Annotated in this window: 17 protein-coding genes; 12 read left to right on the forward strand and 5 right to left on the reverse strand. The window is 50.1% G+C overall.

Translation table 11 applies throughout. The annotated features are described in order from the left end of the window. Positions 1–753 carry a hypothetical protein gene (locus VIS48_15195; GenBank protein HEY9167497.1) on the reverse strand — a complete coding sequence of 251 codons (753 nt, stop codon included), beginning with the start codon at positions 751–753 and terminating at the stop codon, positions 1–3. A 440-nt stretch (positions 754–1,193) separates the two neighbouring features. Beyond that, the gene (locus VIS48_15200) at positions 1,194–1,928 is read right to left on the reverse strand and encodes an outer membrane lipoprotein-sorting protein (GenBank protein ID HEY9167498.1); all 735 of its coding nucleotides are present in this window, start codon (positions 1,926–1,928) and stop codon (positions 1,194–1,196) included. Positions 1,929–2,372: 444 nt separating this feature from the next. On the opposite strand from VIS48_15200, the gene VIS48_15205 reads away from it, so the two are divergent. The 6 genes from VIS48_15205 to VIS48_15230 all read left to right on the forward strand — a co-directional run bounded on the left by VIS48_15205 (position 2,373) and on the right by VIS48_15230 (position 8,739). Next, positions 2,373–3,230: a hypothetical protein gene (locus VIS48_15205; GenBank protein HEY9167499.1), complete on the forward strand. Its 858-nt coding sequence runs from the start codon at positions 2,373–2,375 to the stop codon at positions 3,228–3,230. Between the two features lie 510 nt (positions 3,231–3,740). Continuing rightward, positions 3,741–4,034, forward strand: coding sequence for a hypothetical protein (locus VIS48_15210; GenBank protein HEY9167500.1), 294 nt, complete (start codon positions 3,741–3,743; stop codon positions 4,032–4,034). Next, on the forward strand, positions 4,031–4,558 hold the full coding sequence (locus tag VIS48_15215) for a hypothetical protein (GenBank protein ID HEY9167501.1): 528 nt from the start codon (positions 4,031–4,033) through the stop codon (positions 4,556–4,558). The genes VIS48_15210 and VIS48_15215 overlap by 4 nt, the downstream gene beginning before the upstream one ends. A 676-nt stretch (positions 4,559–5,234) precedes the next feature. Next, positions 5,235–7,049: a hypothetical protein gene (locus VIS48_15220; protein ID HEY9167502.1), complete on the forward strand. Its 1,815-nt coding sequence runs from the start codon at positions 5,235–5,237 to the stop codon at positions 7,047–7,049. Positions 7,050–7,186: 137 nt separating this feature from the next. Continuing rightward, positions 7,187–7,879, forward strand: coding sequence for an aspartate/glutamate racemase family protein (locus tag VIS48_15225; GenBank protein HEY9167503.1), 693 nt, complete (start codon positions 7,187–7,189; stop codon positions 7,877–7,879). An 86-nt stretch (positions 7,880–7,965) separates the two neighbouring features. Then, positions 7,966–8,739 (forward strand): hypothetical protein, encoded by a 774-nt coding sequence (locus tag VIS48_15230; protein HEY9167504.1) that lies wholly within the window; start codon positions 7,966–7,968, stop codon positions 8,737–8,739. A gap of 71 nt (positions 8,740–8,810) precedes the next feature. Here the strand turns inward: VIS48_15230 and VIS48_15235 are convergent, their stop codons facing one another. After that, entirely contained in the window at positions 8,811–10,787 is a 1,977-nt protein-coding gene (locus VIS48_15235; protein HEY9167505.1) for a mucoidy inhibitor MuiA family protein, read from the reverse strand. A 225-nt stretch (positions 10,788–11,012) separates the two neighbouring features. Between VIS48_15235 and VIS48_15240 the strand changes: the two genes are divergently transcribed. From VIS48_15240 to VIS48_15250, 3 genes are all read left to right on the forward strand, one after another. Next, complete coding sequence (locus VIS48_15240) at positions 11,013–11,726, forward strand: HAD family hydrolase (GenBank protein ID HEY9167506.1); 714 nt, start codon at positions 11,013–11,015, stop codon at positions 11,724–11,726. 151 nt (positions 11,727–11,877) lie between these two features. Then, positions 11,878–12,042 (forward strand): hypothetical protein, encoded by a 165-nt coding sequence (locus VIS48_15245; GenBank protein ID HEY9167507.1) that lies wholly within the window; start codon positions 11,878–11,880, stop codon positions 12,040–12,042. A 201-nt stretch (positions 12,043–12,243) separates the two neighbouring features. Then, a complete protein-coding gene (locus VIS48_15250; GenBank protein HEY9167508.1) occupies positions 12,244–12,606 on the forward strand; it encodes a DUF3795 domain-containing protein in 363 nt (120 codons plus the stop codon). Here the strand turns inward: VIS48_15250 and VIS48_15255 are convergent. Then, the gene (locus VIS48_15255) at positions 12,595–14,076 is read right to left on the reverse strand and encodes a pyridoxal-dependent decarboxylase (protein HEY9167509.1); all 1,482 of its coding nucleotides are present in this window, start codon (positions 14,074–14,076) and stop codon (positions 12,595–12,597) included. The two genes, VIS48_15250 and VIS48_15255, sit on opposite strands and share 12 nt — an antisense overlap. A gap of 155 nt (positions 14,077–14,231) precedes the next feature. Between VIS48_15255 and VIS48_15260 the strand changes: the two genes are divergently transcribed. The 3 genes from VIS48_15260 to VIS48_15270 all read left to right on the forward strand — a co-directional run bounded on the left by VIS48_15260 (position 14,232) and on the right by VIS48_15270 (position 20,427). Then, the gene (locus VIS48_15260; protein ID HEY9167510.1) at positions 14,232–15,572 is read left to right on the forward strand and encodes a T9SS type A sorting domain-containing protein; all 1,341 of its coding nucleotides are present in this window, start codon (positions 14,232–14,234) and stop codon (positions 15,570–15,572) included. A 120-nt stretch (positions 15,573–15,692) separates the two neighbouring features. After that, the gene (locus VIS48_15265) at positions 15,693–17,774 is read left to right on the forward strand and encodes a T9SS type A sorting domain-containing protein (protein HEY9167511.1); all 2,082 of its coding nucleotides are present in this window, start codon (positions 15,693–15,695) and stop codon (positions 17,772–17,774) included. Positions 17,775–18,063: 289 nt separating this feature from the next. Next, a complete protein-coding gene (locus VIS48_15270; GenBank protein HEY9167512.1) occupies positions 18,064–20,427 on the forward strand; it encodes a YCF48-related protein in 2,364 nt (787 codons plus the stop codon). Between the two features lie 54 nt (positions 20,428–20,481). On the opposite strand, the gene VIS48_15275 is transcribed toward VIS48_15270, so the two are convergent. Continuing rightward, the gene (locus VIS48_15275; GenBank protein HEY9167513.1) at positions 20,482–20,730 is read right to left on the reverse strand and encodes a SemiSWEET transporter; all 249 of its coding nucleotides are present in this window, start codon (positions 20,728–20,730) and stop codon (positions 20,482–20,484) included. Positions 20,731–21,077: the final 347 nt, after the last annotated feature.

Here is a 21,077-nt window from a genome sequence, read left to right on the forward strand (position 1 = left end):
TTATTTAACTGCTTTTGTGGTGTCAGGGAAGTAATGTCCGTTCGGTTCCGGGGACACCTTCCCGGTCTCCGACGAATTAGTCAGCTGTTGTAACGAGTAAATCACCGCGGTGTAGAAATTTCCCTTGTACTTTCTGAACAGGTTGTATCCTTCTGTCTTCTCCGCGAGAAATGGTTGAAGGTTCCATGCGAGCTGAATCCCGACAAATGCGAGAATCACAACCCAGAATCTGAATACAACAACACCCGTCTTCGGATAAATATTTTTTTGTTCGCACGAAAACTTCAACGCGTCCAAGACCATCTTCATTCCAAATATTCCTGAGAGCGAGAAAATGGTGACGTGTAAAAGTTGAAGAAAATAATAATTGCCGCCCGTAAGCACGAACAGGATCACAATTGGTGTGAACGATACCATGATCGCACCCATGAGGACATATCCGGACAGGATGATGACAGTCATGTGCGACAGCCTCATCGTGGAACCCATTATGAATTGCAGGACAAAGAAAGCCGGAAAACAAATCAAGAGCGATAGGAGGAACATCGCAGGGACCTTGATTCCCGCCGTTAGCGCCTGGAGAGGTCCGCTGTAGCAGCCCATCACGACGCCGTAGAAAAATGTAAGTACGATGAAAAGCAAGGTAAGACTAAATATCCGGCCCCATGGATGTGACTCATGGAAGATCCGGTCGAAGAACTCATCCTTGTTCTGAAGCCCGGGAAGAATGTCGGCAAAAACGATTCTTGACATGACACGACTCCTTTCTTGCTAAGCTGCCAATGCCACGCAGGTAAGATAAGGGTTTTCTAATGTTAAGTCAAGTTTCTTCCTGTTTCTTAATGTTTAGTAACGAGCAAATTTCTCCTTAAATAGTGGCGGGTAGGTAAGAAATGGGGATAATGCGCGCTTTTCACATACGCTGGAGTTTATTCGCAGCATATTCGCGTACGGTTTCCCGATTCCGCCGAGCGGTCGTAACCAAATTGGACATGCTGAGACTTGGAAAATGGAGAGAAGTATGCTATGCGAAGGCTGTGGAGAACGACTCGTCGGGCGGATCCGCACGCCGCCATGGTCGCTCCCGGAGATCGGCAATCACCGGCTAGGTTACTGATAAAATTTCAGAGAGGCAAAAAATATCGGGATTCATCCACCGTAATCCTTGCGGGGTTCCTAGTCCATTAGTGATTTCATCTGTGTTGCGGCGGCGCGAAGAGGGAATCGGGAAGTGCGCCGTTCACTTCCACACTCTTAAACCTGATCTTCTGACTCCGTGCGGTTCCGGGAGTGTCCGAGTCAATCGCAAAGGCGATCATGATGCCTTTGATGTTCCTGTAGTCTTTGAAATAAGACTCGACCTTGTATCTTTTCCCGTCCGACAGGACGTTCCCCTCCCATTTGAGCTCAAGAAATGTATTACAGTCTATCAAATCGCTCCGCTCGGAGCCGTCTTTCATGGTCACGTTCAGACGGTACGCGTCGTGGCCCTTTACGTTCTCGCGCCCCGCAAGTTTTATGCTCGTTCCTATTTCTTTATAGTTGAGAAAAGGGCCGTCAAGTTCGGCACTGCTTGCGGAATTCTTCACCTCATCCTTTGTCATGGGCCTGACCGTGTCGCCCTGGAACGGATTTATGATCCACCCGGACACACCATCCGCGGCGCTTATGAAATCTTTCCCGTTAAATTCAATACGCTGCCTTATTCTGCCCGGACGCTTCAGATCAACTTCGAAGACGTTTTCCCTTTGAGTGCCGAAAGATATAGTCCCTGCGAGTTTTTCCGTTTGGACTCCGCTTATTGTTGCCGCTCCTCCCCGTGCCATGATTGCATTCGAGACGATATCATCTACAGTCTGCGCCCGTAACGCAAACGGGAATATCAATGCAACTAGCACGGTTTGGATAACAACATCCAACCTCCTCATACGACCTCTCCTCGTGTTTCTGATTTCCAGTTCACCCTGCGGATTGCATAGTATACCGCGTCGCAGATTCCAGCGCGCTCCATTGCCGTCGCTTATCAACTTTCCGGACATTCGTCGGGTCTCTGAATTACTCATCTTGAAGTTTTTTCACGTTGAACTTCAGCGGCTCTTGAGATAACTTCTCAGCATTGTGGAACCTACTCCGGCCGCATGCCAATATCGTTTATTGCTTCGACCGAATCAATCGGGAGTCACGCAGGGGTACAGTGATCGCAAAAGCAAAAGGGGCCGATTCCGCGTTATGAATTATGCGACTTCAGATCCGTTTCATTGCATGCTCACCCAAAACGGATAACGAATATGAGAAACCGGACGTGTTTCACTGCAGCAACCATTTTCGTTGCCGCAAGTCAACTATTTGCTCAGTCACATGGAGCTGCGGTTGTGTCATCAGATAAGGGCCATTACAACATAGTCTCGGGCCCCGTCAGCATTACGATCGATCCAACAGTCGGTGGAAGAACGGTATCTTTCAAACTTGCCGACTATGAGTTTCTCACCGGCAAGGATGTTCATCCGGAAAATTACGGCTCCACTTTATGGCCGAGTCCACAATCGATATGGAACTGGCCTCCGCCGGCAGCGCTCGACAACCTGCCGTATGCAGTCGTATCGTCCGGAGATTCGATTTTGCTTTCAAGCGGGATGGATCCTCAGACGCGTCTGCAATTCAAAAAAAGTATTACCGCAGGTGGGAGCGGAAAATTAGTTATGACATACTGGATGCTCAATGAGTCCGATTCGAATATCAGTGTCGCGCCTTGGGAGGTTACGAGGGTTCACAAAGGAGGGACGTTCTTCTTTCCGATAGGTGAAGGAGGGATCGGGAGAAAGCACTTCAGTCCTGCACCGACTCAGGAGAAAGACGGGATTGTGTGGTACAAAGATGAGCTGAAACGTCCCGATGAGAACGAACTTAGTATTGCCGATGGCTCGGAAGGCTGGATGGCGTACGTGTTGGACGGAAGAGTTTTCGCAAAGAGATTTAAGGACACGAAGCCACGTGATCACGCGCCCGGAGAAGCGGAGATTTCAGTATACGTGAGCGCTGTTGCTGATTATGTTGAAATTGAAACACAGGGCAAATACGAGCCGATTGCTCCTGGACGTGCGAACGTTTGGAGGACGGAGTGGATGGCCGCGGACCTTCCCAAAGATATTTCCGCGTCGGTTGCGAGCGGTCGGCTTGTCGAGTTCGTGCGTAAATTAGTTCGTACAAACAGCGCACTTACCTCTGACTGACAGCGGCCTAAAGCAATTATTGCCATTTCCGATTGTCGCATTTCTCAGGCGACCTGGTACACCTCGCCAAGGATGTGCCGGGTTCGTTGACTCCGAAAGTGCCTGACCAACGTGACGCGCGTTTGTGAGTGAAATTTTGGTCGACTAAATTTACCTGGGACGGCGGGCTAATTGCGCGAAAGAAGTCTCTCCGGCGCATGATCGAGTGATAGCTCGCATGTTTTACCCGCTGCATAATGGAGGAATTGAAAGGAGGACAAATGCAGTACGAGGAACAAAAGGCGATCATGCCGTTCCTTCTATCCACGGAGAGTATAGTATGGACAGGGAAACCGCAGAGAGGATTCCTCCTCAGGAAATCTGATGCTTACCTCATCCCTTTCAGTTTGACATGGGGAGGGTTCGCATTCTTCTGGGAGTATACGGCTTATAAGGGAGGCGCGCCCGCTTTCTTCCTGGGGTTCGGTGGAATCTTTGTTGTTCTCGGAATCTATTTGATATTCGGACGTTTTGATCAGGAAGAAAACCGTCTGCGCGTTGACAGATCAGCGCGTACTCATACTGACCGGATTCGGCGGGCAATCATTGAAGGCCCTGAACCTGAAAAGCCTTCCCGAAATGTCCCTGGACTTATACGGCGACCATCGTGGTACAATCACTTTCGGTGTGAATCCCGGCATGCCTTACATAAATCGTCCGTTGTGGGGAATGAGCAGAATAAACTTATTCGCGCTCGAGAGAATCGAGAATGCTAACGAAGTATATAACATGGTACAGTCGGCACAAAATAAGGTTGCAAAATGAAGAAAGAGATTGTGGTGGCAGCAATTGCGATTCTCGTCGTCGGCTCGTGCAGCAATCCTGTGCAGAGGATTGAGTACGGCTCAGGCGATGAGTACGGGATTTACGCGGCGGTTCTACAGGGCGACTCTGCTTCTTCGAGTTATTTGTTGATCCTCCGCGATTCCACTTATACCTCTCTCGTAAACATCGACAGTGTCAGGATGGCTTATATCAAGAATTGTATCCCGTCAATGCTCGAAGGGGCGCTCACCAATTTCGTTGCCGTCAACCGGAATAATGTCGGAATGAAACATATACCCGGCGTGAACAACCTGGAAATAGCGGGCGACGGCCAGAAACTCTCCGGGAGAGATACCGTCTTTATCACTCTATCGAGGGTCGGTTATGACAATTCGAGGACTCAGGCTCTTCTTGAGGTGGGTGAGTCGGTTGGGCCGTTGGCAGGGAGCGGAAGTCTCATCCTCCTTGAAAAAGTAGACGGCAGGTGGCAAATAAAAGCGAGATGCATGACGTGGATATCGTGATCGCATGAATATGGGAAAACGCATCATGAGGAACGCACAGAGTTGATTGGGTATTCAGTTTTTGAATCTGATCATAAACCTCACGCAAATGAGGAGAAGGCATGTGAATTTGAATGAGATGATCGGATTTTGCGGACTGGACTGCAGTGCATGTCCGATTCATCTGGCCGCATTCGAGAAGAACGAGGATAAAAAGCAGCTGGTGAGAATCGACATGGCTCGTGCAATTCTCGAGCATTACGGGCTTAATGTTTCTCCGGCAGACATCACCGACTGCGACGGCTGCCGGTCAGAAAGCGGCAGGATATTCTCTCGGTGTTCAACGTGTGAGATCAGGAAATGCGCGACGGGGAAAAATCTGGAGAGCTGCGCTTTTTGTTCGGAGTACGCGTGTACGAAACTCAGTAAATTCTTTGCGGCCGATGAAGGCGCACGGACCAGACTGGAATTAATCAGGAGATCACGATAGGACATGGTGGATGCGCGGCTTCCCGAGATGGAGCCGCTAACGCGCAGGTCGATCGATGAAATTCGTGCGCTCAGGTTGCACTTCAGATGTTGAACGGATAAATTTCTCCGGTTAACGAGTCTCATCTTTCTTAATTCGCGGCGGAAGATTGGTGCCACAATCCAGATGGACTCTATCTCTCAAAATAAAACCAACCGGGAGGGGAAAATGAGGAATATTATTCCCAGGTCTTTTAATTTAATCGGATTAATTCTGCTCGGGCTGCTCTCAACCGCGATGCCAGTGGTCAGCCAAACAAAGGAGGGCGGTTGGGCGCATCTGAAATATTCAATCTTCTTCACCTCCCGTGATGTGGACTCACTTCTTGCGGATCCCGCGCAATTCAAGAAGACGATGGAGTATTTCGGACCGGTAAAGCCCGTAAGGGTTTATCTTGACGCCGTCGAGCGCGGAGGAAAAGTCGATGTGCCGCTCCTCCAGGACATCGCCTCGAGATTCCGCGACATGGGAATAGAAGCGGACGGTGCGATGGTCCCAACAGCGCGCTTCGGGCCGTCCACATACAACAATCCCGAAGATCTCGCATCCCTCAAACAGCGCATGCAGGGACTCGCGAAAGTGTTCGACAAGATCATTCTCGATGACTGGCTCTTTACGAATGCTACCGATCCGCAAAGTGTTGCAGATCGTGGTGCGATGACTTGGGCCGAGTACCGCACTAAACTTCTCCTCGAGCAGTCGAAGAAATATATCATCGACCCGGCGAAAGAAGTGAACCCTAATGTCCAGGTAATCATAAAATTTCCAAACTGGTATGAAGGGTTCGGCGAAAACGGCTACGACGTCTACAACGAAGTCCACCAGTTCGACAAAATGGCGACCGGAATTGAGACTCGTATCCCAGAGACCCAGCATCAACACATTCCGGTGTACAGCGGCTACATTTTACAGAAATGGGAATCAAGCGTCGACCTTACGAAGTGGGTAGGCTCCTGGCTCGACAATTACGACATGAAAGGAGCATACAACGATTACAATGCCCAGGTGTGGCAGGCCGTGCTCGCCAGGACTCCCGAAATAATTCTCTGGTGCGCGGGTCAACTCTGGCCGACGAATCCTTCGAGCGACGTATATCCGCATTTTACCGATATGCTTCCCGAATTCGACAGGGTGGCAGGATTAATAAAAGGTGATTCACGCGGGGTGCCGATCTACCTGCCGCAAGGTTCAGTCGGTGAGTATAATATTTTTGGATGTCTCGGCATGGCGGGAATCCCGCTCGAACCGGTAGGAAAATTTCCTTCCGAAAGTCAAAGTGCGATATTCTGTCTCAACTCGCTAAAGGACACAAGTCTGGCGACGGAGATGCTCGATCGGCTGCGTGACGGCAAGGATGTGTTTATGACTTTCTCACTATGGAGGAGACTTGGTAGAACAGAATTCAGGAACGCCATCAATCTCCTGGACTATCGCGGCTCGGTGACCTCTTCCGATTTCGGTCTCCTCGAATATGGATTCCGAGAAAGAACTGTGAAGGCGGACAGGCCATTCACATTCCCCGGTGTCGAAGCATCAACCTGGCCGGAATCCCGTGACGTAACCATCTCAAGAGAGGATTACGATTTCTCTGTGCTGATGAGAGTCCCATACCTCAAAGGAACGATTTACATTCTCAACATGCCTGAGAACAGTTACGATCTACTCGAACTTCCGCCCGATGTTCTTAACTCCATCAGGAGGTCGTTCGACCAGGATCTCGGATTCGAGCTGGAGGGACAGGGAAAAGTCGGAATGTACCTCTTCGGCGACAACCAGTATGTGCTTTACAATATGGGCGACAAGGACGCTCCCATGACATTGAGGTTCATGAAGAAAGAAACAAGCGGCTGGAAGGAGATGGTGAGCGACAAAAGTCTTGACGTCAAACAGGATAATGAATTCGTAAGATTCGGCGGACCGTCGATAACTGAGGTTTCGTTGACCGTGAAACCGTTCGAGATTGCAATCATACAGGCACCATAAATAATTTAAACAGGGGCGAAAATTCTTTCGCCCCCTTTTCCTCGTCAACATTTCATTGTTCGGGTAAATCCATCGGTTGAGAGGCGACCGGTCCATGCAGGGATAGACACGGGAAGAGAATCGGGAGGAGGAGAGGAATGAAGACCATAGGTTTGATAGGCGGGACGAGTTGGGTCTCGACTGTCGAATATTACAGGGTAATAAATAAGCAAATCAACAAGCGTCTGGGCGGACTCAACTCCGCAAAAATTCTTCTTTACTCGCAGAACCAGGAAGAACACAAACCGCCTTCGGATGAAGCTGGCTGGATAGAACAGGCTGGATTCCTTATCGGCATATCGAGGCAGCTCGAGGATGCCGGGGCGGAATGTATACTTCTCTGTGCAAACACGCCGCACATGATTGCCGACAAACTTCAACTTGGCATCCATGTTCCTCTCATACATATTGCAGACGCGACCGCCAGGGAAATTCTGAAATTTGGTTTGAAAAGAGTCGCGCTTCTCGGGACGAAAGTCACCATGGAACAGTCATTTTACAGGGACCGACTCGCGAAGTTCGGGATAGCTGCTCTCACGCCGGATCAGGGCGAACGAGATTTCATAGATACCACGATATTTTCTGAGCTCGACAAAGAAATCTTCAAGGATGAAACGAGGAAGAAATACCTGGCGATCATCGAGCGCCTGAAAGGTGACGGGGCGGAAGGAGTCATATTCGGATGCACGGAGATCCCTCTTCTCATCAAGCAATCCGACTGCACCATTCCCGCTTTCGATACCACCACGATCCACGCGCTCGCTGCGGCCGAGTTTGCTCTCGGCGATTAGAAAGAAAATTGAACCGCTCAAGAACCCGAAACGACAGAGATGCAACTATGCCACGACGAATGCTTGTGCCTATGAGGCGATGTCTGTTGAGTACGAAAACAATTTTCGTGTCGGCACTAGCGATGATCTCGTTTGAAGCAACCGCCTTCGGTCAGGACAACTATGAAATCCAGGTTTATCCGTCAGAGACCGTTTCGGAAGGGATAACGATGCTTGAGCTCCACAGTAATTATACACCGGACGGCCAGACGTTTACCGACGGCGTGCGGCCGACTCAGAACGCGGACCACGAGACGGTCGAAATCACGCACGGGTTCAATCCGTGGTTTGAAGTCGGGTTCTACATCTTCACCAACATTCACTCGGGCTATGGCTGGCAGTGGGTCGGCGATCACATCCGACCGCGCGTGCGTGTGCCTGATGATTGGTGCTGGCCAGTCGGTGCCAGCCTATCCGCCGAGGTCGGCTATCAGCGTCCCGAGTATTCGTCTGACACGTGGACACTCGAGCTCCGGCCGATCATCGACAAAGACTTTACGTTCGCGTATCTCTCGTTCAATCCCACTTTCGGGCTTTCATTCAAGGGTGAAAATCAGAATCGCGGTTTCGATTTTGAGCCGAACGTGAAAATCGCCCTTCACATCAGCCCGTTAATCGATCTCGGGGGAGAATATTACGGGGTTACCGGTCCGGTTTTCTCGCCCGATCCGGGGAACGAACAGTCTCACGCGATATTCGCGGTGATCGATCTCAATTTTTCCCCCGACTGGGAATTCAACTTCGGGCCTGGATGGGGTCTCACGAAATCAACCGATGGACTCGTGATAAAAATGATCCTCGGGCGACGGTTCGGAAGTTAGTCTGAAACAAGTTCGGCAGTCAAGGGACGAACTGTTATCTCGCTCCGAATAGAATCCGGCTCACCTAAAGTTTATCTTATTCCCGTCACTGGAAAGTCGACGGGATACTCGATTGAGAAAGCGAGTCTCAATTCTCTTTTTTCCTGCGGCTTGAGATTCAAATTCCACGTGACGACGCCCTGTTCGTCCGGTTTGATCTGCGAAGGATCTGGAGACTCCACTTCGACCACAACCTTTTCGTCATTCGGTACCGGGATCTGGTCCTTCACAGCGAGATCGATCGGGACTTTCTTCTCATTCTCCACCGTGATGAGATACTCGAAAGATCTTTTTGTCTTTTTGGTAAGAAGTCCGGTGGACTCGGTGAAGTCTCGCACCAACTTTCTGTCGACTTTCACACCGGCGTCGGTCCCGAGGTATGAGCTGAATTCCTCGTTCGGAAAAACCGCTTTCATCGTCGTCGTCGCTACGAAGGAATTATCGAGAAACACGCTTGCAGTCCCGACGAGGAACGGATATTCCGTCGTGTTCTCGGCGCTCGCCGTAAGATATGTGTCGCCTGAGAGTTTCGGAACGGAAGTGTACGATAACTTCACGGCTATATTTGCCATAGCGATTGTAACCTTGTGCGGATTGTTATCGCTCGGAATGTCTGCCGGTGCAGCGATCGTGAACGTTGCGGAACTGATCCGGCTCTCAACAACCGAAGCGGGGACGGCGACGGCTGACACCGCAGAAGTCCAAGCTTTCTCAATCGTTGGTCGCTCAGATGTGATATACACTGCGCTTGCTTGAACGGTGGACTGACCGAGCATGTAGTCGGATCTGACGCCTGAAGATGAGTTCACTTCAAAACTTGGCGATGTGATCTGGTTGTAACCGACGTAAGTCACCCTTGCTTCATATGTCCCGCTTGGCACCCGGGAGATCAAATACTCGCCGTTGAGATCGGTCGATGCGCCGAGATATGTGCCGAGAAGCGAGACCGTAGCTCCAACCAGAGGTTCTCCGGTTTCTCTGTCGAAGACACGCCCCCGAACGGAATTTCCAAGACCCTGCTCCCAGTGGATGGGGACCGCAATCGACATTTCGGTTTTCTTATAATCTTCCACAAGACCCTGCTGCATCCCGAGAGCGGGCGCAGGTGTCAACTTCTGGTACGCACCGATCTGCCACGGCGCCAAGTCGGGAGGTGCTCCGATCACGGATGGCTGAGCTGTCGAAAGAGTCACGGCAACTCCGAGCCAGTCTTCACCCGTCACCTGCCGGACCATTCCGGAATAAGTGACCGAGATTTCCTTTTCTCCTGTTGCAGCGCGCACCTCGTAGATCGGCGTCCAGCTAGCGCCGCCGAGGAGATATGAAAGCTCCAGCGTCGAAGTCCCCGCTTTGTCCGACGAAAGAGTTACGATCACATGCTTCTCAGATCTGCGGGGATATCCCTGTGTCTGCCTGATTTCTGATTGTATCGATCCGATCCTGCTCCTGGTGTCCCTGAGCTTGGAGTCCGTTTCGAGAGTTGCGTCATTAATTTCGTTCATGTTCTTTTCAAGGAATCCGACCATCTTTCCCCAGTCATCGAACGAGCTCTTCGTTGCACCGCTCGCCGCGCTTCGTGCAAAGTAAATCCTTAATGAATCGATGAAGTTCATCTGAGATTCGAGAACACCCATCTTCTTAGTGAGAACGGCCTCCTCTTTCATCAAGACGGACAACTTGCTCTGCAGCTCGCCGACCCTGTCGCTCGACACCGTATCCACGAATACGGTCTTGATTTGAACGTCGAGTATTTTCACGTCAGATTCCGACACGCCGGATACACGAAGAGATTGATCCGCGAAAACTACCGGAAGATCTGCGAACTCAACAGTGTTTACACCTGCTGACAGCTTTACTTCGGCGGTGCGAGTTATCGACGCGCGGTCCGCGTAAACGGTAACCGCTGTTACTTTTGACTTTGCAGTCTGGTTTGCTAAGGACAGATTGAAGAGCATTAGGAATGCGACTGGAATACCTGTCCAAAATTGGAACAGCTTCTTGGTTCCCATTTCAGCCTCCGATGATTTTTATCGATTATCCCTTTGTCGAATATAAAGAATGCCGATTCTCAAGAAAAGGGGAGCGACTATTTGAACTGACGAGCGTTCTCTTTCTGATCAGGCGAATATTGCATCGAACATCCGTTATTCGTAGACTTCCTATTAAAATCTTCAGATAATTCTCCAAACTGACTTGGTACCCTATCCTTCAGATCATATTACCGTAAGATCGCGTTGAAAACCGACGCAGTCATATTCGATCTCGACGACACGCTTGTCGCATTCGATCTCGTTACCGAATCCACCTGGCGACAGGTTTGCCGCGAATATGTCTCGGGAAATCCGTCGGTCTCTTTGGATGCGGTATTCAACATGGTAACCGCTGAAAGCAGAGAGTTCTGGAGCGATGAAGAGAGACATAAGACAGGGAGACTCGACATCCTTTCTGCAAGAAGGGCTGTCGTCTCGTCGGCGTTCTCGAAACTCGGCCTCCCGGATGGCGATGCCCTCGCCCTGGCAGACAGGTATTCAGCGCAAAGGTTGAACAACATGTACCTGATGCCTGGTGCCGAAGAGACATTATCGGTTCTTCGTCGACGTCAAATCAAGCTCGCGATGATCACCAATGGCGATTCGGAAATACAGAGGTACAAGATCGACAGATTTGGGCTCGAGAAATTTTTCGGGTATATAATGATAGAGGGAGAAGTTGGTTATGGAAAGCCGGATAAGCGCATCTTCGAGACCGCGATCTTGCGATTGGGCGTCGCTCCCGAACGTGCAGTGATGGTCGGAGATAATTTGGAGTGGGACGTCGGCGGGCCACAGGCGGTTGGAATAAAGGGGATATGGTTCGATGTGAGACGGTCTGGTCTTCCTCCCGATACTCATGTCGTTCCGACTGCGATTATCACGAGTCTCGACCAGCTGCGCGGATTCTTAGACTAGAACCTGCGGCCCGTGCCCCGGTTGACTTTCATCAAGCCGGCGAATATTTTGGATGTGTCAGCGGGCATGATTATTCCGGGCCGGCGCGCATCGCGTCGGAAAGCGTAATGTGCGAGTCTCGATAAAACAGAAACCAGAAGGGACGCGAATCATGGAACGAATCAAGATTGAGAACTCGGGATTCTCAGGTATGATCTGGGTGATAGGATGGTTGTTCACCATCGGATTTCTAAAACTTACTTTCTGGAAAGCAGTTCTCGCTATAATCCTGTGGCCGTATTATATCGGGGTCACATTGAGTTGGCCTCTTAAGTAATCGTTCGGTCTCTTCCTGCTACAGGCGGCAGTGAAGCGGCTGTGGTCCGCGAAATTTAGTCGGGGGCAACGTGTATCGGATGACTACTTCCGATCTCCAATTCACAATTGGTTTACCTTCACGCAAAGTTCTCGGACCGGAACGCGTCAGGATTACACAAGGGCACGATGAGCAATCACAATTTTTAAGGAGGTCTTAGAAGTGCAGTCTGAACCGGAAATTGTTGTCGATGAAAACCTTATAGCGTATTGCGGACTTTATTGCGGCTCGTGCACTCGCTATCAGAGCGGGAAATGCGGAGGCTGCAAGGAGAACAAAGCATCATGGTGCAAGGTAAAACCCTGTAACATCAAACATGGTACATCGAGCTGCGCCGAATGCGCGATCATATCCGATGTGTCGGAATGCAAAAAATATAATCCAATATTCGTGCGGATCTTCGAAGCGTTGTCGAAAGGAAGTAGGAGAGAAAGTGTTAAACTCCTCAAGGAAAAGGGAGGGGCCGAATTCTCGAAGTACATGGCAGCGAACCGGCTCGTCGCGGTGAAGAAATCAGGACGATAGTTCGTTTCCAATCTTGATCGTCTCTTTGACAAGCAGCTCAAAGTCTTCTTTGCGGCTCCGGTGATTCGTTATTGCAACACGTATCGCGTACTTTGTCCCGATCATTGTCGATGACGGTGACGCGATCCCACGTTCCTGGAGCTCCATGACGATATTCTTGTTGAGCTCGTTGAGATCCGTGTGTGCTGATTCTCCTCCTGTGTATCTATAACAGACTATGTTCATGCTTACCGGTGCCAGAAGCTCAAGTGTTTTTTCCTTCGCTATCAGTTCGCCGAGATAAAAAGCCTGAGCGATATTTTTCCGGATCGCGGCTGCGTACCTCTCAAGTCCATGCTCCTTGAGCGACATCCAAACTTTTAGTGCCTTGAATCCTCTCGACAGCTCGAGCCCGTAATTTCCCATCGGGTCCGGACCTGCCGCGAGCCCTCGTTCATGATTCAAAAGATAGTTAGCGTCGACGGCGAATGCATTCCTATGGGCCTTTGCATCTTTCACCAATACGCATCCTACCTCGTAGGGCATATACATCCATTTATGAAGATCGAAGGCAACACTGTCGGCTTCTTCAATAGGCTTCAGCTGACCGGCGTATTCGGGGACGAGTTTCGCGAGCGCGCCGAACGCGCCGTCGACATGGAACCAGAGTCCAAATTTTCTTGAAATGTCAAGGAGATCGCCCAGTGCATCGATCGCGCCGGTGTTCACTGTGCCCGCATTTCCGACTACACAAAACGGTGTATTCCCTTTGGCGATATCCGATTCGATTGTCTCGACGAGTTTGTCCGTCCTTATCTGAAAATTTTTGTCGACATCAATTTTCCTGATTGCGTCCCTCCCGATTCCCATAACTTCGACCGCCTTGTCCACGCAGCTGTGGGTTTCAGTCGAATAGTATATGGTCATCAGTCCGCCCGCAGCTTTGACTCCATGTTGCCGGATGTCTTTTCCCGTTTGATGATTTCTTGCGACTATCAGTGCGGTGATATTCGCCATCGATCCTCCGCTCACAAGAATACCGGATGAGTTCGCAGGATAATTCAGCATTTGCTTGCACCAGTTGATCACCTGCGCTTCGACGTACATCGCAGAATGTTCGCCGATGGCTGTATTCGAATCCATGGTTGCCGCAAGCATTTCCGCAAGAACTCCGAACGGCGTTCCGGTTCCCTGCACCCATGCCCAGAAGCGCGGATGAATGTTCCCGCTGGGATATGGAAGTATGTGCTCTTTGAATTCGCGATACACATCCGAAGATTTTTGGGGCTTAATCGGAATCTCCGACCTCAAGAACCGTTTTGTTTTCTCCGGGATTTCTCGCCATGACGGTTCGCTTCTAATCTCGCGAAGACAATTGAACATGTCATCGAGCATTTGATGACCTAGTTGCTTCATCTCGTCCCAATTTTCAGGATCGAGGGACGGTTCGTCGGACAGAATGTTGGTTAAGTTGTTCATAATGTCATTCATTCAATTCTTCTCGTGAATTTACGACTGAACCAAATTATCCAAAATTGATCATAACGAAAACCCGAAAGTTGCTGGAATATTTCGCTTGGAGGCCTCGGATATTGATTCCACCAGATAGCATCGGTATAATTAGAGCGTAGAGGACGAAAAGGGTTATGAAAATGAATCGGGTCGTGTTCATTGCTCTGTCTCTCTCTCAGTTGATGCTCGGGGAAATTCACGGTCAACGGGTTCCGCTGACGCATCCGGGCTGGATTCACACGAACACTCTCAACGGACATTCAGCAATACGCCTGCTCGTATCGGATTCGTTGGTCTTTGCCGGTACCGACAGCGCGGGAGTTTATATTTCGAGTGACGACGGCGCTTCGTGGACTCAGAGCAGCCGTGGGCTCGGAAATGTTTACGTGGCATCGCTCGCAACCAACGGGAATAGCATCTATGCCGGAACATGGAAGGATGGAATATTCCGCTCCACAGATTCCGGTTCGAGCTGGTGGGAGGCGCACAACGGCATTCCCATTAATTCTAGTGTGTTGTGTCTCCTGGCGGACGGATGGAATATCTATGCCGGCATGTCTCCGCTGTATGCCGGTGATCTGGGCGGAGTCTTCCGCTCTACGGACAACGGAGTTCACTGGTCAACCGCCGACACAATCTGGGGCGAGACGAGCGTGCAGTCCTTGGCACTTGCAGGGAACACGCTTGTGGCTGGAACGACAAATGGGATATATATATCCACCGATTCGGGTACCAGCTGGAAGCATGTGGATAGTTCGAGCTGTGCCACGACGCTTATTGATGTGTGGGCACTGCATGCATCTGGAAACAATTTTTATGCGGGAATCAATTGGCACTACACAAGCACATCAGAATCCAGTGAGGGTCTTTACTTCTCAACAGATCACGGGCTGACATGGATCTCCGCCTACGGCTGGGGAAGCGTTGAGAGAGGGGGATTCAGTGTTCGGTCGATTGTGTCGTCGGAGAATACACTATTTATTGCCGCCGCTCAGGAATATTCCTTCCATCATACGTTATTTGGCGTCTTCGTCTCGAGCGACAGCGGGAAAACAGTTACATCGGTAAGCGAAGGTCTAATCGATTCGCTCTTTATCAGCTCACTGGCAATAAGCAACGGATATGTCATCGCCGGGACACAGAACGGAATTTACAGACGGCCACTTTCTGAAATGATCACCGGTGCACCTGTGACGCACGAGCCGGTTCCGGGGTCATTCAATCTGTCCCAGAATTTTCCCAATCCATTTAATCCGACGACAGTAATCAACTATCAGTTGTCAGCGGCCAGTTACGTCTCACTGAAAGTTTATGATGTACTCGGGAGGGAAGTTGCGACACTTGTAAATGAAAGAGAGAATGCGGGCGCGCATGTGGCGGCCTTCAATGGTGCAAGACTTCCGAGTGGGGTCTACTTCTGTCGGATCAGTGCGGGATCGTATGCGTCGACAAGAAAAATGTTGCTGATGAAATAACTTTGCTGATCAAACGTCTTTCCAGACGGATAACTCACAGAGAGGCGGATGGGGTCACGTCCAGCCATTGAATCGAGCTCGTACTTGTTTTAGTATTCATTGCTCAGGAGGTATTTGGAAATGAATAAATGGGTCGTTGTCTTAATTGCGATAGTTTCTACTCACCTTTTGACCCGTCCGGCGGCAGGTCAGTGGGTTCCTGTGACGCCACAATACAGCGATGACGTGTGGGCATTAACTTCTATTGGCACCACTATCTTTGCGGGGATGGACGACGGCGTCTATTTGTCCACGAACAACGGCTCAAGTTGGAGAGCTTCGGGCTTGACAGGATCTACGGTTCGAGCATTACTTGTTACGGGCGGAAGAATATTTGCAGGCACAGACAGCGGCGTGTTTGTGTCGACGAATAACAGTGTCAGCTGGTCGGGAGTGGGTCTTGACAGTGTTTCTGTCGACGCCTTCTGTACCATAGGCAGAAGACTGATTGCGGGTACGAGAGGGCTGGGCATTTTTGTTTCAACCGACGCGGGATCGACGTGGAATTCTACTGCTCTAGGGAAATGTACGGTCTACTCGTTGGCATCGGGCGGGTCGGAGGTTTTTGCGACTGTTGCGTATGGCGGCGTTTTTGTTTCCAATGATAGCGGCGAAACGTGGGTTACCGCGAATAATGGTTTAACGACTGCGAACGTGAATCAGATACTCGTTAGCGGGATGGATTTGTATGTCAGTGCGTATCGCGGAGTTTTCCGCTCCACAAACGGCGGCGCACTCTGGAAATCTGTGTTAGATCTGGGAAGCCCAAGGGAAACTCAGTTGGTTTCCTCCCTTGCGATAAGCAACGGAAATATCGTGGTTGGTAGTTTGTTCGGAGAGCCCATCTTGTATTCAACAGATGATGGTGCGGTGTGGAATTCCGCGGAGGGGCTGGGAAGTTCCAACCCTCCTGATGTTGAGTGCCTTGCGGTTCTTGATTCAGGGGTATTTGCCGGAACAAGGCAAGCCGGGGTTCTTCGCTCTTTTGACAACGGTGAATCCTGGACACCTGTAGGTTTAGCGGATTTTGGAGTGACGTCATTGGTTTCGAGTGGCAGCGACATTTTTGAAGGAAGCGACGGAGGAGGGATATTCCGCTCCACCGACAACGGGAATACGTGGAACGGTGCCAGTTCAGGATTGACCTCTTCTTATATTTCCTGTCTTGTTGCCGACGACTCCACGCTCTTCTCAGGTACACAGAATGCGGATGGAGGAGGAGTCTTTCGTTCAACAGACTTCGGAAGCAGCTGGTCATTAACCGGTTTAAGTGATCAATCAATCTTCGCTTTGGCACTGCGTGGCCAGAATCTTCTTGCCGGCACATATACGGGTGCATATCTGTCGACGAATAACGGAGATTACTGGAATACGATATTGGGGGGATATTATTCAATTGAAGTCCAGGCAATCGCGGCGGGTGATACGGATTTCTTTGCCAGCGACGGGAGTCGGGGAATTTATATTTCTGGGGATGACGGAGTGACCTGGGCATATCACGAGGGAGTTATGGGAGATTTTCTCGTGGTTAGCGGGGCCAGAGTGTTTCTCGGAAGCTGGACGTTCGGGCTTCAAGTCTCCACAGACAATGGTTCAACCTGGTCCTCTATTCTGAGTGGATACAGCGGCGACGGTGGGGTGACTGCCATGGCGGTTAACGAAACAAAGATTTATGCAAAACTTGTCTCGAACGCCGGAAGCGGCGGACGCTTGGGCGTTTTCCTAAGTGACGATCTCGGTGCCAGGTGGACAAGAGTTGATTCCGGTCTTACTGACGATGTGAATTGCTTGTGTGTCAGCAACGGCTATCTTTTTGCCGGTGCGAGCAACGGGCGAGTATGGCGACGGCTGCTTTCCGAAATGGTGGTCGGCGTGAAAGATCGTGAAAAGATGTTGCCGAATACAATGGCGCTGTCGCAAAATTATCCGAATCCGTTCAATCCCACAACTGTTATCGCCTATCAACTCCCGGCGGCCGGTCGGGTCTCTTTGATAATCTATGACGTCCTCGGGAGAGAGGTGGCAAGATTAGTCGATGGCCAGAAAGCCGCGGGTAGTTACGAAGTGAAATTCGATGGAAGCAAACTTCCGAGCGGTCTGTATTTTTACAGGCTGAGCACGGGCTCATATTCCAGGACAATGAAGATGGTTGTTCTGAAATGATCTCGTCGGCGACGAAGCGTTGGAACGCTAAGTAACTAGTATATCGCAAAATCAATAAAATTGATCTGTGCCATGTTTCAAAGTACGATTCTTGACATTTGCACTCACCGGACATAATTTCATTCAGGTGAAGGGCTCGAGAGGTATGCTACTGTCGGCAGCGACCTGACTACCGGACAATACCATAACAATCATGCCGACGTTTAAAGGAAAGCCGGATGAAACCGAATGCGGGTTCTAATTGGAGCCGTTCCATATTGGCGGACGGATACGGGAAGGGAGGCAGCGAATGAGTGTACATCATTTGAAGAAGGTCGTGCTCCTCGTTTTGTGCCTGGCGGAGGGAGCCTTCGCCCAATCAGGCTGGTTCGACGCCACGCAAACTACAAACGAGTTCAATTCGGTGTGCTTCGTCGATACGTTGGTAGGATGGGTAACTCTTTACAATCTAACAAGCGGAAGCAACTCCGTGGAGAAAACCACTGACGGTGGATATACGTGGGCCGCGCAGAACCTGCCTGGAGGACGGTCAGGGTTTGGCCCGCACTTTCTCAACAGGAATGTCGGTTTTGCGTTCAGTGACAGCAATACGATTTACAAATCCACTAACGGTGGCACCAGTTGGTCATTGAAGTCAACAGCAATAAACATGGCCAATGGGAATCTGAGAACATTTTTGTTCATCAACAGCCTGGTCGGCTATGCCTGCGGGGGGTCCGTCGTTGCGAAGACCACAGATGGCGGAGAGTCGTGGACCGCGCAGGAAACTCCTGCTTATGATCTCTGGGACATATCTTTCGGTTCATCTCAAAAAGGATTGGCAGTGGGCCTCTATGGGACATGTATAGAAACTACTGATGGTGGAACTACATGGACCGAAACAACTCCACCAATTTCAAACGTCTCCTTGTTCGCGGTACGTTACCTGACGGCCAGTCGAATAGTTGTTACAGGTGGCGCTGGCATTAGTCTGTCTACCGACGCGGGAACATCATGGACCGCCGTCTACAACGGGGCGTATAGCTACACTTCCGTTTCGTTCGCTGATTCGGCGAACGGATGGGCTGTTGGTGGCTATGATATTTTGCGGACAACAGATGGTGGTGCCCACTGGGGCATTCAGGACTGGCCGACTCCGCAAAGACTCGTTTTCCAAGCCGATTGCGTCGATCGATTTCACGCGTGGGTCGTCGGTGACCAGGTCTTGCTCAGGACCAACGATGGCGGCGGTGGTGTTCATAAGATGTCCGGACCAGTGCTGAGTTACCCCACAAATTCAAGTGTCGATCAATCATGTACCCCATTTCTCTCCTGGGGATCCGCAGACTGGGCCGCCGTTTACACGTTACAAGTCGCAACCGATTCGGCGTTTGTAAATCTCGTTCTTGTCGATACTAGCCTCACGGTTACGTATCGGACAGTTGGACCGCTTGGAGCGAGTACAAAATATTTCTGGAGAGTTCAAGCCAGAAATGGCCCGACGACGAGTGAATGGTCCTCTGTTTGGAATTTCACGACCGTTCCGCGTATCCCGCGGCTGATTTACCCTCCTAACGCTTCAGCGGGTTTGCTTCTAAATGTCAGTTTTAGTTGGTCGGAAGCAGACAGCTCGGGATCATATCGGCTCCAGGTCTCGTCTGACTCCACATTCACTACTTCAGTCCTCGACCAAATTGTATATGGCACCTCCTATCGAACGGGACCGCTTTCCGACAGTTCATCATATTTTTGGCGGGCAGGATCCGTGAAGTTCGATGGGAATACATACTGGTCACCAGCTTGGCATTTCTCTACAAGGAATCCGGAGTCGGTGTCATTTCCTTTTTCAATTGGTAACCGCTGGTTCTATTCAGGTACCGAGTATAAAGAGACATTTACCGCCCCACCGACCACGGTAAGAATGGGTGCCATAAGAGAGATCCTAGACACAACATTGACAGGTTGGCGAGTCGTCAGGAAGACAACTATCTTTCGCGAGTCTAGAAACGTCACTGCAGAGTACTGGCTGAACCGTGACGGTCAGCTGTTTGAATCTACCGATACTTCGTATATGGATTTTCCGGTTTATGACGGAAGCATCAAGAACGATACGACGATTTCACTCAATTTGTCTTACTATGCGTACCACCTCAACCAGATCTATCTTTTCGACCAAGCCTACCGCGCTCAGGATTTCTCTTCAAGCGGCATAGTGTCACATTCGTCGTTCAGTATGGGCTATTCAATCGCAGAAGGGTTTGGTGTATACTCAGAATCGTCCTACTATTACGACTCGGAAGCAGGGGCTCGGAGAGACTCTGTACGATTAATTGGTGTCCTTTTGGGTGGAGTTGTGCTTGGTGACACCGACGTTCTGGCCACAGGTGTAGCCGAGAAGGGAAAGCTACCCGATCAATTTCAACTTCAACAGAATTTTCCCAATCCATTTAATCCGACGACAGTGATCAGCTATCAGCTTTCAGCTGTCAGTCAGGTCACATTGAAGGTTTATGATGTCTTGGGAAGGGAAGTCACGACACTTGTAAACAGAAAACAGAATCCCGGTTCTTATCACGTCAATTTCGACGCGACGCAGTTTACAAGTGGAGTCTATTTTTGCCGGCTGACGGCAGGAACATATTCGGCGATGATGAAGATGCTGCTTGTGAAATAAGCGGAAAGATTATCGACTCTTTGTGGAAAGTCCGGTACGATCGGGGATCGGATGCTACTTGTGCCGTAGTTTCAAACCCAATATCGCGAGTGTAAGCACGAGCGTTACGCCGTTTGCTAGAATAATCGGAAGTGAATTAAGGAGAACTCCGTAAATGAGCCAGAGGAAAACTCCTGCACATAACATGAGATACATTCTCAGACTTATGTCTTTGGTCGAACGTGTCTTCCATACTTTTAAAAACTGCGGAATGAACGCAGTCGTTGTTAGAATTGCCGCGAGAAATCCTATCGTCTCAGTCAAATCGCTCCCTTTAAGAATATGAAGTTCGGATCACCTTTACAAACTTGGAGTTGTAAACTTGCGAAAGTTCAGATTTAGGACTCGACTGAAGTCAAATGAGCTGCTCATCCTGCTTTAAAAGTCCTCTCGGAGTTGCCTTCTCTTTCGACGCGGCGCGCAATCTCTTCATGACTAAATGCAAATCCTGCACTGCTAGAGGGGAAAACAGCCCAAATCATTATATAAGCTAACGGCACAATTTGTGCACTTTTGAGTGTGACGTGTGCGATCAGCTATCATGTCACGTCTTACATTTTGATTCGTCCCGGGTTCGTTGCGAGTTGAGAGCTGGAGGAAAATATTCTGAT

The organism is Candidatus Kryptoniota bacterium, from assembly GCA_036567965.1.
Lineage (GTDB): Bacteria > Bacteroidota > Ignavibacteria > Kryptoniales > JAKASW01 > JAKASW01.